The following is a 14,113-nucleotide window of genomic DNA, read 5'->3' on the forward strand; positions in this document are numbered from 1 at the left end:
ACGGCTGCCGCAACAGGCGCTTCTGCCGGCGAGTAGCGACGGCGCCTCACAGTTGACCGGAACTGAAAGGCATCTCGTGTGCTATATCTCCGTCAGGAGCTGCAGTGGCAGACGTCATATTTAGGAGACGATCATGAGCATCAAGGGTGAAGCCAAGGAAGCAGCCGGATTCGTCAAGGAAGAATTGAACGAACACGGCAAGTCTCCCGAAAGCCAGAAGAAGGCCCAGGAAGGCCGCGACCTTCGGAACGAAGGCCGGGTCGAGGACGGCAAGCCGCCCAAGACCACCGAGCCGGGCACCGGCGCAAAGTAAATCGAACCTACCCCCGCTCCGGCGGGGGTACTTATTTGAGCGTACGCATTTTCGATTGCGCCCCCCCATCGAACATTTGTTTGGACTCAGGCGGCGTGCTCGGTGCGGGCGTGGGCGATTTCCTCATCGGTGGGACGGCGGTCCACGCTCAATCTGTCCTGGTCCCACAATACCAGACCCAGCTTTTGGAACGCGGCAAGCCAGCCTTCCATCGGCCAGCGATCCCAGCGAACCCGGAAGACATTCGCGTTGCGCACGATATCGTCCAGGTGCTGCAGTGGCGGCTCGACGCTGTCGTGATGCTGGTGGAAGGCTCCCGGCCCTCCCATGAATAGCAGCGGCAGCCCTGCCTCGCGCGCCCGGAACCCGAAATCGGTATCCTCGGCGCCGTAGCCGGTGAAGGCTTCGTCGAAACCGCCGAGGTCGAAGAAGCGTTCGCGGTGGATGCCGAAGACCAGCGACCAGAAAAGCCCGGCGTTCTCCACCTCTCGGATCCCTTGAGCGGGAAACCGACGCCCCGGGTGCCCTGACGAACGGCCCAGAAGCTCCGCCTCCTGCCAGTCCCCGCGCGCGTCCTCGGGCCCGAGATACCTGACCTGCGCACAGATCAGCGCGTCGTTCGCGGCGAGCGCATCCGCCATCGCGTCCACCAGGCCGCGCATCGGGATACAGTCTACATCGAGGAACAGCAGGTAGTCTCCGCTTGCAGCCCGGGCAGCGGCATTGCGCGCGGCAGCCAGTGGCAGCCCGCCCCCATCCAGCCGCACCACGCGCGCCGGAAAAGGCAGGTCGCCGATGGTGGCGGGCGGATCGCTCCCCATGTCGACAACGACGAGTTCGAACGGAGCGGCGGCGCTGCGCCGCAGTCCCTCGATCAGCTGCGCCAGATGGCCGGCACGGTTCTTGACGATCGTCAGCACGCTCAGTCTCATGGCAGGCGGCGCCAGAGATCGAGCCGGTACTGCGCGGTACGCTCGGCTGTGACGACCGCGATCCTGCCGTTAAGGAAACCGTTGAGCTTTTCGACCGCCTCGTCCCCGCCTTGCGGGTAATCGGTTTCGCCCGTCCAGTGAGCCAGCAGGATGTCGCCGCCGGTTTCCACCTGCGAGGCGATCCAGGTGGCGGCGCGCCCGATGTCGCGGTCGTCCCAGTAATAGACGACCTCGGACAACACCACGAGGTCGAACGCGCGCGACGGTGCCTGTTGTGGGAACACCATGTTGGCGAACGACACCTGGTCCAGCGGCGCGCACCGCGCCCGCGCCGCCTTCAGCGCGGTGGCGCTGACGTCGATTGCCAGCAAGGCGCCGCAATGGGGCGCGAGGCCGGCGGTGAGCACGCCCTTGGCGCAGCCCACCTCGAACCCCTGCCGGTAGGCCCGTCCACGCAAAGCCTGCACCGTATGGGCGTACTTGCAGCGCTCATAGGCGCTGCTTTCGAGGTCCCAGGGATCTTCGGTGCCGCGAAACATGCTTTCGAAATAGTCGGCCGGGAGGCTGCCCGAGGGGCGGTTCATGGGCGTCTCCGCATGTACAGGCTGTCGGTGGCGGACATCCGCCGGCGTTCGGGCGGCAGGCGGAAACCCGGCCCCAGCGCAGCCGTCAGCTGGCTGCGGTGGGCCTGTAGCGCATAGCGGCGCTTGCCCGGAAGCATCGGCAGCGTACGCGTGCTGCAAAAAGCCCGTGTCTCCGGCGCGTCGCTCCACACGCAATACTCGGCGACCAGCACCCGGCGTTTCGCGCAGGCCTGGACGGCATAGGCCAGCCGGGCGGCTGCGGCATGGTCGCAGTGAGCTTCGTGCAGCGCCGTGACGGCAAGTCCGTCGACCCGCCGCCGGCGGCACAGCGCGGCAAGCCTGCGGGCCGCATGGCCGAAGGCAGCGGTTCCGGGCGCTACAGGTGCGGCGTCCTTCCAATCGAGGTAGAACGGGGGCGCCCTCCGACTTCCCGTCAGCCGGAACAATGCCGTCGCCGCCTCCCGTCGGCGGACGGCGACGAGGCGGCCGGTGCGGCCATCAACGGGTCCGTGCGATCCCGATCCGTCGGTCAGGTAGACGAGCCCCGCCAGCCGCCCCGCCGCCGAGACCTGCGCGATCAGGGCGCCGGCGCCCAGCGTCTCGTCGTCGGCGTGAGGCGCCAGCACCAGCCAGCGCAGCGCCGTTATGCCATGCGCGCTTCGCGGGACGGTCACCACAGGCGGTCCTCCTCACCCCAAGCATCGTGATCCAGCCAGGCCAGCGCTGCCTGGTCGCGCGCATGGTCCGGGCCGGCCTGCCGCAGGTAAAGCGAGAGATCCCGGATGATCTTGTCGATGCGCTGCCCGTCCATGGCGCTGCGCGTGCCGACGATCCGGGCGGCAAGCTCCATCACGTCGAGCGCAGCCCGCTCGACGATGCCGCGCGTTATGCGCGCAAACCCCGGCCCGTCGGGATCGTCGAGGGCAGCGCGCAGGGCGCATTCGCGGACCCACATATACGCCGTGCGCGCCGCCGCGACGCAGTCCGCGAACTTCGCGCGCTGCAGCGGATCGCTGCGGGTCGCCTCGGACATCGCCAGCCGCGTCTCTGCCAGCAGCCCCTCGATCCCTCCCAGTTGCACGGCGGCGAAGCGCCAGGCGCCGGTCGTGAAGCGGGGGTCGCGGTCGTAGTCGCCGGGAAGACCAAGCAGGGCCGCTTCGTCGATGCCGATACCGGTCACGTCGTAGAGACCACTGGTGGTGGCCCGCATCCCGCGCACGCGCCACTGCGACACGTCGGCGCGCTCTGCGTCGTCAGCGCCCACGATCACCAGTTGCCGCTCGCTTCCGGCTTCCTGCGCTGTCACGATGGCGTGTTTGAGCCCCCCGGCCCCGCTCGCGAACGACTTGCCGCCCTTGAGCACTGCGGTCCCACCTTCACCGCGTTCAATGCTGACGCCGGGCTGAGGCTCGGTCGCCCAGACCCCGTAGAACGCACCGTCCTCCAGTTCCTGGCCGAGGCGAACCGCCTGCTCGGGCGAGGCATACCAGTCGAACAGCGCCAGCGCGTTGACGTGGCCTTCGTAGAGCCGCCCGATGCTGAGGTCGGCTCGCCCGACGATGCGCAGGACGTCCATCAACGTCCGGTACCGGGTGGGCACGTCCGCGAAGGCGATCCCGCCGCTCGCGGGAGGGGCGAAATGACGATTCAGGCCGGCAGCGGCAAGGCACCGCATGCTCTCGACCGGGAAGACCGGGGCAGCGTCGTAACGGGCGCCGAGATCGGCCAATCGCGAGGCGATCGCGGCGGCCCGCGCCACCGGGTCATCCTGCTCGGCGGTGGTTTGGGTGGATGTTTTCATACCGCGTGTTCCTTGATGCCGCAGGTCACGGCTGCGGCCATGCCTCCCAGCCATGATGCCGCTTTTTGCGCACCCCGTTCGTCGTGCAGAGACCGGCGCGCCGAACTTCGTAGCGACAGGGCTTTCTCTATCAGAACCGGCCAGCTTTCGCCGCCGGGCCACTCCGGCAGCACCACCGCGGCGCCGATCCGGTCGAGGCCGCGCGCGGTCGCCCGCTGTTCGCCGAAGGGTCGATCCTCTGGCACGCATACGAAGGGCTGGTCGGCCGCCATCACCGCGCCGACGAGCCCGTCTCCGGCTGCTCCCACCACGATCCGGGCGCGGGCGATCTCACGCCCGGGCGCGTCGACCCAGCCCGCGAACTCGAGGTTGGCGGGGATATCGGCGGGCGTGGTTGCTGGGCCGATGACCCGCCACACCCATTCCGGGCAGGCACGGGCGGCATCGGCCAGCATGGCGCCGTCGCCCGCCGCGCCGCCGCGCCCGAACACCACCAGAATACGGCGATCGATCGGCGTGCCAGCGCACGCCTCTGCGGTGATGCCGGGCAGATACCGGGTCTTGTCGCGCACCCAGGCGGGCGTCGCAGCTGCATCCAATGCAGGGGGGAACGGGGCGAGCAGCGCCGACGCCCCGCGAAAGGCGTCGCGATGCGCGGCATCGTCGCGCTCCCCGTTGAGGCGTACGTAGACGGTCGGAACAGACGCCAGCCTGGCGACCATCGCCGCTTCCACCGATACGTCGACGACCATCAGCGCCGGCCGCGCGGTCGCGATCCAGCCGGCCATCTCCGCGACGCGCGCCCGCACGCCCTCGTGATCTAGGGGCGCATAATGAAGCGCGTCCGGGCGGCAGTCTGCGAAGTCCTGCCCATCGAAGCGGCCGGAGACCGGACGGTCGTCGGGCAGGTCGATCCCAGCGCCGCCGAGCCCGGTGCCGAGCAGGACGATCGGCCAATCGGAAGCGGCAACGATGGCATCGGCGCGGGCACGGTGGCCGGCGCCGTGATGGTGGACGTAGTATCCGATCGGCCGGCGGTTCACGGCGTGACCTCCAGCAGCATGTCGTGGGGCATGGGAGAAAGCAGCGGCTCCGCTTTCGCAATCAGCGCCTGACCGCCGTCCTGCGCGCGCAGGTCGCGGCGCCAGGCCGCGCGTTCGCACCAGTGCTCGTAACCAGGCGCGCTGGGGCGCTCGCCCCTGGCGGCCAGGTCGAAGAGGTCATGCATGGCCAGAGCCATGCCCCCTTCCGCGCGTCCGTCGCGGCGCGGCGAAACATAAGTGAAGACATCCTGCGGGTGGGCCAGCCGCCCTCCCTGCGCAAGGGCCGCCGCCACCAGCGCGCGATCTTCGCCCGTGGGCAGCAGCGGCACGCGGCCGCAGCCGACATAGAGGGCAGCCCTGATCGCCAGCGAGGCGCCGGTGTGATCCCCGTGCCTTGGCGCGGGGTCCCAGGGCAGCGGGTCGAGCGCATCCTCGATGGCGCGGACTCGCCGCCAGTAAGCGTCCCAGGCCGCACGCAGGCGCCGCACTGGCTCGGGCAGCGGTTCGGCCTGCTCGATCTCGATGCGGCCTCCGACGATGTCCGCGCCCCGGGCAAAGGCGCGGCGGATATTCCCGAGCCATTCGGGCGGGGGCCGGGTATCGGCGTCGGTGCTGACCAGAATGCCCCGCCGCAGCGCCGGCAGCATGCCGAGCCCGCTGTCCATGGCGCACCTGCGGGCGGAGCCGGCGTGCGCCAGCTCCGGCGCGAACGTCACCTGTTCGACCTGAATTGCCAGCCTGCCTTCGAAGCGAACGCGCGCGCGGTCCACGACCTCGAAGCTGTCGTCGTCCGAGTTGTTGACCACGACCGCGACAGGTATCGGCGCTTGCCAGGTCTGCGCGGCCAGCGCCGAGAGCAAGGTTGGCAGCCGGTCGGCCTCGTTGCGGGCCGGGACGCACACGCACAGGTCGATGTCCCGGCTCTCTGCTGCGCGGCTCTCAGGCATGCAGGCCCGCGCTGCCCGAGGTGGTCGCGTCAGCGCTCTCGAACGCCGCCACACCAAGCGGCATGCCGCCCTGCCCTTGCCTGCGCTGGGCGATCTGCCGCCGATAGAGCGCTTCGTAGCCTGCCACCATCTGCCCTACGTCGCATATGCGCTCCGCGCGCTGGCGGCAGGCGCGCCGGTCGAGCGACAGCGCCGCCAGACCGGCTGCCGCCAGCGAGGCGACGTCGTCCGGCGTGGCCAGGACACCGCAGGCGGCGTCCAGAATTTCCGGGATCGCGCCGCGTTCAAAAGCCGCGACGGGAACGCCGCATGCGAGGGCCTCGGCTATCACCAGGCCATAAGGCTCGTCCCACATCGGGGTGCACAGGAAGGCCCTGGCCCCGCCCACCAGGCGCGCCAGTTCGCTATGCGCGAGATGACCGACGTGGACGGCATCGGCACCAAGCTGCGGCGCGATGCGGGTGCGATAATACTCTTCGTCCAGGATCGGCCCGGCGATCCTCAGCGGCAGGCCGATCAGCCGCGCCGCCTCGATCGCGAAATGCAGGCCCTTTTCCGGTACGATTCGGCCGTACCAGACAAGGTAGCCCGCCTCGTCCGGGACGGGATGAAAAGCGAACTTCTGAAGGTCGATGCCGTTCAGGATCACCTCGTCCGCCTTCGCGACGTGGTCCCACACCGCCGCGACCGATTTGGAGACCGCGACGAACGCATGGTCCTCTGCCGAGCACAGGCGAACGCCGCTTTCGAGCCAGCAGAACGGCGGCGTGTGGAATGTGGTGACCATCGGCATCGGCAGGCTGTCAGCCAGAGTGACCGGCAGATAGTGCAGCGAATTGTTGTGGATCACATCGAAGTCGCGGCGGCGCAGGCCGTTCATCAGGCTGAGGTAAGCGTGATGTTCCTTGAAGAAGGCAATATCCGTCGCCTCGGCCGTCCCGACCTCGCAAAGTGCGGTTTCGGAGCAGATCGCCTCGAGGCCGATACGGCTATCCGAGCGCGACGAGGCGAACACCGTAACGGCATGGCCCCGTTCGCGCAGGGCCCGTGCCAGCAGATGCGTATGCATCTCGAGCCCGCCAGCGAAAGGTTCGGCAATCGGGTGCTTGAGATGGGAGATGATGCCGATCTTCAGGCGGCCGGGGGATGATTCCGGGGGCGACAAAGCGCCGCCCCCGGGGCTGCGTGCCCTGAAGGTAGGTCGATCAGGCTGCGGGCCGTGCATCCAGATCCACCTCGAGTTCCCGGGGCCAATGGCGCAGCGACCGGCAGGCCGTCACGAAGTCTCCGGCATCTTTCGGCCCGGCCAGGGGGGCGCAGGCTTCGTCGAGGTCGTCGGCGATACCGGCCTTGACGAAGATCGCTTCGGCTTCGGCGGTGAACCCGATGAACTTACAATGTGCGAAAGCATCGGTGACAAAATCCTTGGCCGCCGCATCGATCGACAGCAGCGCGGCGCCCTCCCCGGAAACCACGATGGCCACCGCATCGAATAGGACTGATGGCCCGCCGTCGACCTTCTGCTTGGCCGCAACCGTCGTACCGTCGGACAAGGTAACACCGGCGATTTTCGGCGCGACGACTTCGTAGACTGCACCTTCATCGTCCAGCGCTTCCACCAGCGCCTTGAAGATCGCCGCATCCGCGCCGTCGGTCAGCAAGATACCCAGCTTGCGACCCTTGAAGCTGTTGGGGCCGTTCTTGACGATGCTCAGTTTGTCCGACGGCGCCAGATCGGTGATCGTCTCGCGCGCGGCGACTGCCGGTTCGGGCAGCGCCAGCCCGAGGCCATCGGCCACAGTGGCGGCAAGCGTCGCGTCGATATTGAGGAGATGGGAAACCGTACGCGAGCGGATGTCGGGCCGCTCCACTTTCGAAAGCTCGAACACAAGCGCATCACCGATGTGCTTCTGTTCGATCGGCGCCTGGCTGGTAAAGAACTGGCGCGCCTGGCTGTAGTGATCGGCGAAGCTCTCCGACCGTACCCGCTGCTTGGGGCCGTCCGGCTCTTCCGCAAAGCTGGTGAATCCGCGCGCGGGATCCTCGCGCGGACCGCCCTGGGTCGCACCCCAACTATTGGGCTCATAGTTCACCCTTCCCTTGGGATTGCGCATGGCCATGTGGCCGTCCTGCTGGAAGTGGGCCATCGGGCACTTGGGCGCGTTGATCGGGATATGCGTGAAGTTGGGGCCGCCAAGGCGTTTGATCTGGGTGTCGAGGTACGAGAAGTTCCGGCCCTGCAGCAGCGGATCGTTCGAGAAGTCGATGCCCGGTGGGACGTTCTGCGTGCAGAAGGCGACCTGCTCGGTCTCGGCGAAGAAGTTGTCGACGACGCGGTCGAGGACCAGACGGCCGACCACGCGGATCGGGACGAGTTCCTCGGGAATGATCTTGGTTGAATCGAGTACGTCGAATTCGAAGCTGTCGGCGAATTCATCGTCGAACAGTTGCACGCCCAGTTCCCACTCGGGAAAATCACCGGAATTGATCGCGTCCCAAAGGTCGCGGCGGTGGAAGTCGGGATCGGCGCCGTTGATCTTGACCGCCTCGTTCCAGACGACCGACTGAAGGCCCTGCTTCGGCTTCCAGTGGAATTTCACGAACGTGGACTTGCCCTCGGCATCAAGCAGCCGGAAGGTGTGCACGCCGAAGCCCTCCATGGTCCGGAACGAACGCGGGATCGCGCGATCGGACATGGTCCACATGATCATGTGGAAGCTCTCGGGCGTCAGGCTGATGAAATCCCAGAAGTTGTCGTGCGCGGTCTGGGCCTGCGGGAAATTGCGGTCCGGCTCCGGCTTCGCTGCGTGGATGAGGTCGGGGAACTTGATCGCGTCCTGGATGAAGAACACCGGGATGTTGTTGCCGACAAGATCCCAGTTGCCCTCCTGCGTGTAGAGCTTGACCGCGAAACCGCGAACGTCGCGCGCGAGGTCGAACGAACCCTTCGAGCCCGCCACGGTGGAGAAGCGAACGAAGGCAGGCGTGCGCTCGCCGACACGCTGGAACACGTCGGCGCGGCTGACGTCGGAGAGGCTATCGGTCAGTTCGAAGAAGCCGTGCGCGCCGTAGCCGCGGGCATGGACCACGCGCTCGGGGATGCGTTCATGGTCGAAGTGGAAGATCTTTTCGCGGAAATGGAAATCTTCCAGCAGCGTCGGGCCGCGCGCACCCTGCTTGAGGCTGTTCTGGTCGTCGGCGACGGGGATGCCCTGCTGGGTCGTCAGGGTTTCGACTTCGCCGCCTGCTGTCTGGTGGGTCTCGCCTCCACTGCCCTGCGGCTCGGCGAACGACAGCGTGATCTCCGCATCTGCAGGTATGGCAGATGCCTTGGCGGTGGTTTCACCGCCAATATCCACACCAGCCAGATCGGCCGGAGTGAAATCTGCAGGACTGTTAGAGCGTGGTTTCGTGGGAGTCTTGGCCATGGGATGTCCTCTCGAAGTAACACAACGCAATACCTGGCTGCCGCAACCTGCCGGAATGCCGCGCCATTTGATCTGCAACCCCAAGCCAACACGCGACAGGCAGCCGAGTTGCGGCTTTCTGGGCAAATTAACTTTTATCAACACGAATAGCTCAGCCTCTTTGCAACGCTGTCTGAAACAGGAGGTTATCCGCTGGGCACGGCGTGAATACCGCGCTTCTGACACATCTTTTGAAGGTCCCCATGCTTACCGAACGGTTCCTTAGGAACAAACGCAACGTCAGCCTTTCGTTGGGCGAACGTGAATGTCTCGAAGCCGCAATCAGTGAAGTGCAAACGATTGAACCGCGACGTGTTTTGGTCAAAGCCGGCGACAAACTAGATCATAGCACGCTGCTCATCGACGGGATTATGTCGCGCCACATCGACGACCATAACGGTCTCCGGCAACTAGTGGCCATTCACGTGCCCGGAGATTTTGTTGACCTTCATGCTTACCCACTGAAGACGCTCGACCATGATGTTGCCTCGATGACCACCGCAGTCGTGGGCATGGTTCCCCACGGGAAGTTGGACGATATCATCTCCGAGCGACCGCAACTGGGGCGAAAGCTTTGGTATGCAACGCTTCTGGATGCCGCCATTCACCGCGCGTGGTTGTTTCGGCTCGGCCGGCTGGCTGCAGTCGGAAGAATCGCACATTTCCTCTGCGAAACCAACGCGCGTCTGGCGGCTGTGGGGCTAAGTGATGGACGACAGTTCCCACTGGCACTCACGCAAACCGACATCTCGGAAATCTGCGGATTGACCCATGTCCACGTCAATCGGGTGATGCGCCAGCTTCGCGAAGAACGCCTGTGCATTTTCAGATCGTCCGTCGTCGAAATTCTTGATCCGGTCGGGCTGGCCGCGCGGGGGCAGTTCGATCCCACCTATCTGTACATCGATCAGTGAAACACCCTCCAATCCCTGTTGAAAGTTCGCGTCATGACACACCTGAACAATGAACGCCGACCAGAAACTCAGCCGGGGGTTGCCAGTGCCGAAGACGGGCTGGTCATTCTCGATGGTCCCGATGGCGTGGCCGTGACCATGACCGCCGCGGCGGCAGCGGAGACCGGCCATAACCTCGTGGAAGCAGCACGCGCCGCGCAAATGCAAATCGGAACTACGCCCGGTTCCGACGAGAACTGACTTTCGGTACGTATCTTCGAAATTCTATTACATCCATGAGAGGGATAAAGCCCTGAACGAAATCGCCGGATGGATCGCCCCGATCGCCACGATGCTGGCGGCGATGATGACTGCCGCCAATCTCGGAGCCCGGCTCACCGGGTGGGGCTTCGTCGTTTTTACGTTCGGCTCGATCGCCTGGACCATCGTCGGCCTGACCTCCGGCCAGACCAACCTGATCGCGTCGAACGGCTTTCTCACGCTTGTCAACGTGGTCGGTATCTGGCGCTGGCTGGGACGGCAACGCAAGTACGAGGACGGTGGCCGATCCGCCCGGGAGGCAAGCCGCAGGTCGTCGAAGCCGACGCTATTCACCGCCACTGGGCTCGCCGGAATGCCCGTGGTGCTGGAAGACGGCACGCCGCTCGGCAAGTCCGTCGAGGCACTGATCGAATGCCGCTCGGGCGAAGTCAGCTACGTGGTGGTCGCCACCAGTTCCGCCGCCGGACTGGAGGAGCAACTGCGCCCGGTGCCCGCCCGGTCGATCGGTTTCGGCTGCGACCTGCTGACCCTCGCCATATCGCGAGGAGCCTATGAAGCCATCGCTCCCCTCGACGGCGAGGCCTGGCCCGCCTCAGCCGAGCAAGATACGAAAGCAGTCTCATGAACCTCGCTCTGGTCGCCATGGGCATAGCCCGGGCGTTGGCCTCGGACGATGTCGTGTTCCTGGCCGACGACGAACAGCAAGCCCGGGCCCTCTCGGACATCCTGATGGCGCTGCTGCCAAGCACACCGGTCTTCCATGTCCCCTCGAGCGACGCGCTGCCCGGCGATGTCGCCCCTGCCTCTCCCGCCAATGCGGGCCGGCGCGTGGCGGCCTTGCGAGCGCTCCGGCTCGCGCAGGCCGAAGGCGGGCGGCTCCATCTAGCCTGCATCCTGAGCGGCGAAGCCGCGGGGCGCCGCTACCCGCCACCGCAGGCTTTCGAAGGCGCTCCCCCGACGCTGCGCGAGGGTGACGCGATCGACCCCGGCGCCTTCGCGGCGCAGCTTGAGGAACTGGGCTATTTCGCGGACGACCGTGTCGACGAGCCGGGCGAAACGGCCATTCGTGGCGACGTCATCGACGTCTTTCCCGCCGACGCCGGGATGCCGGCGCGCATCGAACTCACCGAGGACCGGATCGCCGCGATCCGGTCCTATGATCCCGTGACCCAGCGCACTGTCTCCGACCTCCAGCAACTCGAGATCGGGCGCGCGGCAGAGCCCGCGATGGACGACGCGGTCTCGATACTGGCCCATCTCTCGCCCGGCCTGCTGGCCGTGGCCAACAAGGCTCACGCGCGCCGCCTGCGTTTCATACAGCTCGCGCAGGATGCCGCGGGAGGTGGCGATCGCTTGATCGACGCGCTGGACGACGCGGCGTGGCAGGCCGATGCCTCGCGATGGCGCGCCGCCGATTTCGGCGGGGATGCAGTGACCGTGCCTCGCTTCGCGGAAAGCGGTAGCCCGCTCGCCGCGATGGGCCGCTTCGTGCGACCGCTGCTGGAGGAAGGCCGCTCGCTGGTGCTGGCGGGCAGCCCGAGGGATCTGAGATTCCTCCGATCGCGGATCGCCAGGCGCCTGAAACTGGACTTGTTCGATGTGGAGAGCTGGGCCGAGATCATCTCCTTGCCGCCTGGCGCGTCGGCATCGATCACGATGCCCGTCGATGCCGGTATCGTCGACGAACGCCTCGTACTGATCGCCGCCGCCGACGTTATGGGCAGCCGCGCGCTGATCGGTGAAGCCGCGACATCGAGCGCGATCCCCTGGGCCGGCACCGGGGCCGGCATCCGCATCGGCGACGTCGTCGTCCACGAGGACCACGGGGTCGGGCTCGTGCTGGGTCTCGAGGACGCCCCCCCTGCCGAAGGCGCGCCGAGCGAGATGATCGCGCTGGAATATGCCGGCGGCGCCCGCCGCCTCGTCGCCGTCGACGAAGCTGACCGCATCTGGCGGTACGGCTCCGATGCCGAGGCGGTGACGCTCGACAAGCTGGATGGGTCGTCCTGGCTCAAGCGCCGCAGCACCATCGACGCCTCCATCGCTGAAAGCGCGAAGGGCCTGGCCGCGCTGGCGCAGGCACGTGCATCGCTCGAAGCGCCGGTGATCGAACCGGACGCGGCCGCCTACGAACGGTTCGCGGGCGGCTTCGCCTTCAACGAGACGGCCGACCAGGCCCGCGCGATTTCCGCCGTGCGCGACGACCTTGCGCGGGGCCGGCCGATGGACCGGCTGGTGATCGGCGACGTCGGCTACGGCAAGACCGAGGTCGCCCTGCGCGCCGCCGCCCTCGCCGCCCTTTCGGGTCATCAGGTCGTGATCGCCGCGCCGACGACGGTGCTGATGCGCCAGCATCTCGAGACCTTCCGCCGCCGGTTCCAGGGCACGGGCATCACCGTCGCCGGCCTCTCGCGCCTGTCGAGCGCCGCCGAGAAGAAGGCGGTAAAGGCAGGCCTGGCCGATGGCTCGGTGCAGGTCGTGGTCGGCACAGGTGCGGTCATGGCCAAGGGCGTGATTTACGCAAAGCTCGGTCTTGTCGTCATCGACGAGGAACAGCGCTTCGGCGCCGCCGACAAAGCAAGGCTTCGCGGATCGGGCGACGTACACCTGCTCAGCCTGAGCGCGACGCCGATCCCGCGCACGCTGCAATCGGCGCTCGTCGGTCTGCAGCAGATGTCGCTAATCACGACACCCCCGGCGCGCCGCCAACCGATCCGCACCAGCATCGATCGCTACGACGACGCCCGCATCCGCACTGCCCTGTCGCGCGAAAAGGCGCGCGGCGGACAGAGCTTCGTCGTCGTCCCGCGCATCGAGGACATGGCGCCCCTCGCCGAGAAGCTTCGGCGCATCGTACCCAACCTGCAAGTGGTCGAGGCGCATGGAAAGATGCCGGCAGCGGCGATCGACGACGCCATGGTCGGTTTCGGGGACGGCCGGGGCGATATCCTCCTGGCCACCAACATCATCGAGGCCGGGCTCGACGTGCCGCGCGCCAACACCATGATCATCTGGCGAGCCGACCGCTTCGGGCTCGCGCAGTTACACCAACTGCGCGGGCGGGTGGGACGCGGCAACCGTCGCGGGCAGGTGGTGCTGCTGACCGAAAGCGAGAACGCCATCGGCCCGCGCACGCTCAAGCGCCTGCGCACCCTGGCAGCGTTCGACCGTCTCGGCGCCGGGTTCGAGATCAGCGCGCAGGACCTTGACATGCGCGGCGCCGGCGATTTGCTCGGCGAGGACCAGGCCGGGCACATGAAGCTGATCGGCGTCGATCTCTACCAGCACATGCTCGGCGCCGCGCTGCGACAGGCGCGGGGAGAAGACGTCAAGCGCTGGACGCCGGAGCTCAACCTAGGATCGGGCGGCGCGTTCCCGGCAGCCTGGATCCCGGAAGACGACGTGCGCATTGCGCTCTACATGCGATTGGCGCGGATCGATGACGAGGCAGAACTCGATGCTTTCGAGGACGAGTTGCTGGACCGGTTCGGCCCGCTGCCCGATGCGGCAGAGGTCCTGATGGACCATTCCCGGATTCGTATCGGCGCCCGTACGCTGCGGATCGCGCGGATTGACGCGGGCCCCGCCGCCATCGCCCTAACGCCCCGGCGCGATTTCAGCGCCGATGCGAGCCGGGCGGACCTGACAAAAAAGGATGGTCGACTGCTGCTTTCGGAAAAAACTGCGAACGATGAACGCATAACCCGGGTTCGCGTGTTGCTGGAAACGCTTGGCCCATGATCAGCTCGGGCCAAAGCGTTGTGTGACTGCGACGATATTGGGTCGGGGCCGGGGTCTTTATGACGGCTGGCCTCGTTTTACTTACATATCGACCGGTCCGACCGGGTTGA

General features: G+C 66.7%; 13 protein-coding genes. 5 read left to right on the forward strand and 8 right to left on the reverse strand.

Translation table 11 applies throughout. From position 1 onward, the window contains the following. Nucleotides 1-133: 133 nt before the first annotated feature. A complete protein-coding gene (locus GVL61_RS09740; RefSeq protein WP_007687593.1) occupies nt 134-313 on the forward strand; it encodes a hypothetical protein in 180 nt (59 codons plus the stop codon). Between the two features lie 86 nt (nt 314-399). On the opposite strand, the gene GVL61_RS09745 is transcribed toward GVL61_RS09740, so the two are convergent. From GVL61_RS09745 to GVL61_RS09780, 8 genes are all read right to left on the reverse strand, one after another. Beyond that, on the reverse strand, nt 400-1,245 hold the full coding sequence (locus tag GVL61_RS09745; protein ID WP_200844699.1) for a glycosyltransferase family 2 protein: 846 nt from the start codon (nt 1,243-1,245) through the stop codon (nt 400-402). Next, the gene (locus GVL61_RS09750; protein WP_054435779.1) at nt 1,242-1,829 is read right to left on the reverse strand and encodes an SAM-dependent methyltransferase; all 588 of its coding nucleotides are present in this window, start codon (nt 1,827-1,829) and stop codon (nt 1,242-1,244) included. The genes GVL61_RS09745 and GVL61_RS09750 overlap by 4 nt, the downstream gene beginning before the upstream one ends. Next, nucleotides 1,826-2,503 carry a PIG-L deacetylase family protein gene (locus GVL61_RS09755; RefSeq protein WP_235037602.1) on the reverse strand — a complete coding sequence of 226 codons (678 nt, stop codon included), beginning with the start codon at nt 2,501-2,503 and terminating at the stop codon, nt 1,826-1,828. The genes GVL61_RS09750 and GVL61_RS09755 overlap by 4 nt, the downstream gene beginning before the upstream one ends. Then, on the reverse strand, nt 2,500-3,630 hold the full coding sequence (locus tag GVL61_RS09760; protein ID WP_159979411.1) for an acyl-CoA dehydrogenase family protein: 1,131 nt from the start codon (nt 3,628-3,630) through the stop codon (nt 2,500-2,502). Before GVL61_RS09760 ends, GVL61_RS09755 begins: the two co-directional genes overlap by 4 nt. After that, a complete protein-coding gene (locus tag GVL61_RS09765; protein WP_159979413.1) occupies nt 3,627-4,673 on the reverse strand; it encodes a glycosyltransferase in 1,047 nt (348 codons plus the stop codon). Before GVL61_RS09765 ends, GVL61_RS09760 begins: the two co-directional genes overlap by 4 nt. Continuing rightward, nucleotides 4,670-5,620, reverse strand: a complete 951-nt coding sequence (locus tag GVL61_RS09770; protein ID WP_159979415.1) for a glycosyltransferase family A protein — start codon at nt 5,618-5,620, stop codon at nt 4,670-4,672. The genes GVL61_RS09765 and GVL61_RS09770 overlap by 4 nt, the downstream gene beginning before the upstream one ends. Beyond that, on the reverse strand, nt 5,613-6,755 hold the full coding sequence (locus tag GVL61_RS09775) for a glycosyltransferase (RefSeq protein ID WP_235037611.1): 1,143 nt from the start codon (nt 6,753-6,755) through the stop codon (nt 5,613-5,615). The genes GVL61_RS09770 and GVL61_RS09775 overlap by 8 nt, the downstream gene beginning before the upstream one ends. Nucleotides 6,756-6,825: 70 nt before the next feature. Next, the gene (locus tag GVL61_RS09780) at nt 6,826-9,048 is read right to left on the reverse strand and encodes a catalase (RefSeq protein ID WP_200844700.1); all 2,223 of its coding nucleotides are present in this window, start codon (nt 9,046-9,048) and stop codon (nt 6,826-6,828) included. 242 nt (nt 9,049-9,290) lie between these two features. Here GVL61_RS09780 and GVL61_RS09785 point away from each other — a divergent pair, with 242 nt between their 5' ends. The 4 genes from GVL61_RS09785 to GVL61_RS09800 all read left to right on the forward strand — a co-directional run bounded on the left by GVL61_RS09785 (nt 9,291) and on the right by GVL61_RS09800 (nt 14,003). After that, entirely contained in the window at nt 9,291-10,001 is a 711-nt protein-coding gene (locus GVL61_RS09785) for a Crp/Fnr family transcriptional regulator (protein ID WP_159979419.1), read from the forward strand. A gap of 33 nt (nt 10,002-10,034) precedes the next feature. Then, nucleotides 10,035-10,241: a hypothetical protein gene (locus tag GVL61_RS09790; RefSeq protein ID WP_054435781.1), complete on the forward strand. Its 207-nt coding sequence runs from the start codon at nt 10,035-10,037 to the stop codon at nt 10,239-10,241. Between the two features lie 91 nt (nt 10,242-10,332). Next, a complete protein-coding gene (locus GVL61_RS09795) occupies nt 10,333-10,887 on the forward strand; it encodes a PRC-barrel domain-containing protein (protein WP_054435782.1) in 555 nt (184 codons plus the stop codon). After that, nucleotides 10,884-14,003, forward strand: a complete 3,120-nt coding sequence (locus tag GVL61_RS09800; protein ID WP_159979421.1) for a helicase-related protein — start codon at nt 10,884-10,886, stop codon at nt 14,001-14,003. The genes GVL61_RS09795 and GVL61_RS09800 overlap by 4 nt, the downstream gene beginning before the upstream one ends. The last annotated feature ends 110 nt before the right edge of the window (nt 14,004-14,113 follow it).

The sequence above is a fragment of the Novosphingobium sp. 18050 genome (assembly GCF_902706195.1).
GTDB lineage: Bacteria > Pseudomonadota > Alphaproteobacteria > Sphingomonadales > Sphingomonadaceae > Novosphingobium.

Excerpts from the sequence above, each read along its gene's own strand:
- GVL61_RS09745 (WP_200844699.1), bottom strand. The coding sequence starts at position 1,245 with ATGAGACTGAGCGTGCTGACGATCGTCAAGAACCGTGCCGGCCATCTG.
- GVL61_RS09750 (WP_054435779.1), bottom strand. The coding sequence starts at position 1,829 with ATGAACCGCCCCTCGGGCAGCCTCCCGGCCGACTATTTCGAAAGCATG.
- GVL61_RS09760 (WP_159979411.1), bottom strand. The coding sequence starts at position 3,630 with ATGAAAACATCCACCCAAACCACCGCCGAGCAGGATGACCCGGTGGCG.
- GVL61_RS09770 (WP_159979415.1), bottom strand. The coding sequence starts at position 5,620 with ATGCCTGAGAGCCGCGCAGCAGAGAGCCGGGACATCGACCTGTGCGTG.
- GVL61_RS09800 (WP_159979421.1), top strand. The coding sequence starts at position 10,884 with ATGAACCTCGCTCTGGTCGCCATGGGCATAGCCCGGGCGTTGGCCTCG.
- GVL61_RS09795 (WP_054435782.1), top strand. The coding sequence starts at position 10,333 with ATGCTGGCGGCGATGATGACTGCCGCCAATCTCGGAGCCCGGCTCACC.
- GVL61_RS09780 (WP_200844700.1), bottom strand. The coding sequence starts at position 9,048 with ATGGCCAAGACTCCCACGAAACCACGCTCTAACAGTCCTGCAGATTTC.
- GVL61_RS09785 (WP_159979419.1), top strand. The coding sequence starts at position 9,291 with ATGCTTACCGAACGGTTCCTTAGGAACAAACGCAACGTCAGCCTTTCG.
- GVL61_RS09740 (WP_007687593.1), top strand. The coding sequence starts at position 134 with ATGAGCATCAAGGGTGAAGCCAAGGAAGCAGCCGGATTCGTCAAGGAA.
- GVL61_RS09790 (WP_054435781.1), top strand. The coding sequence starts at position 10,035 with ATGACACACCTGAACAATGAACGCCGACCAGAAACTCAGCCGGGGGTT.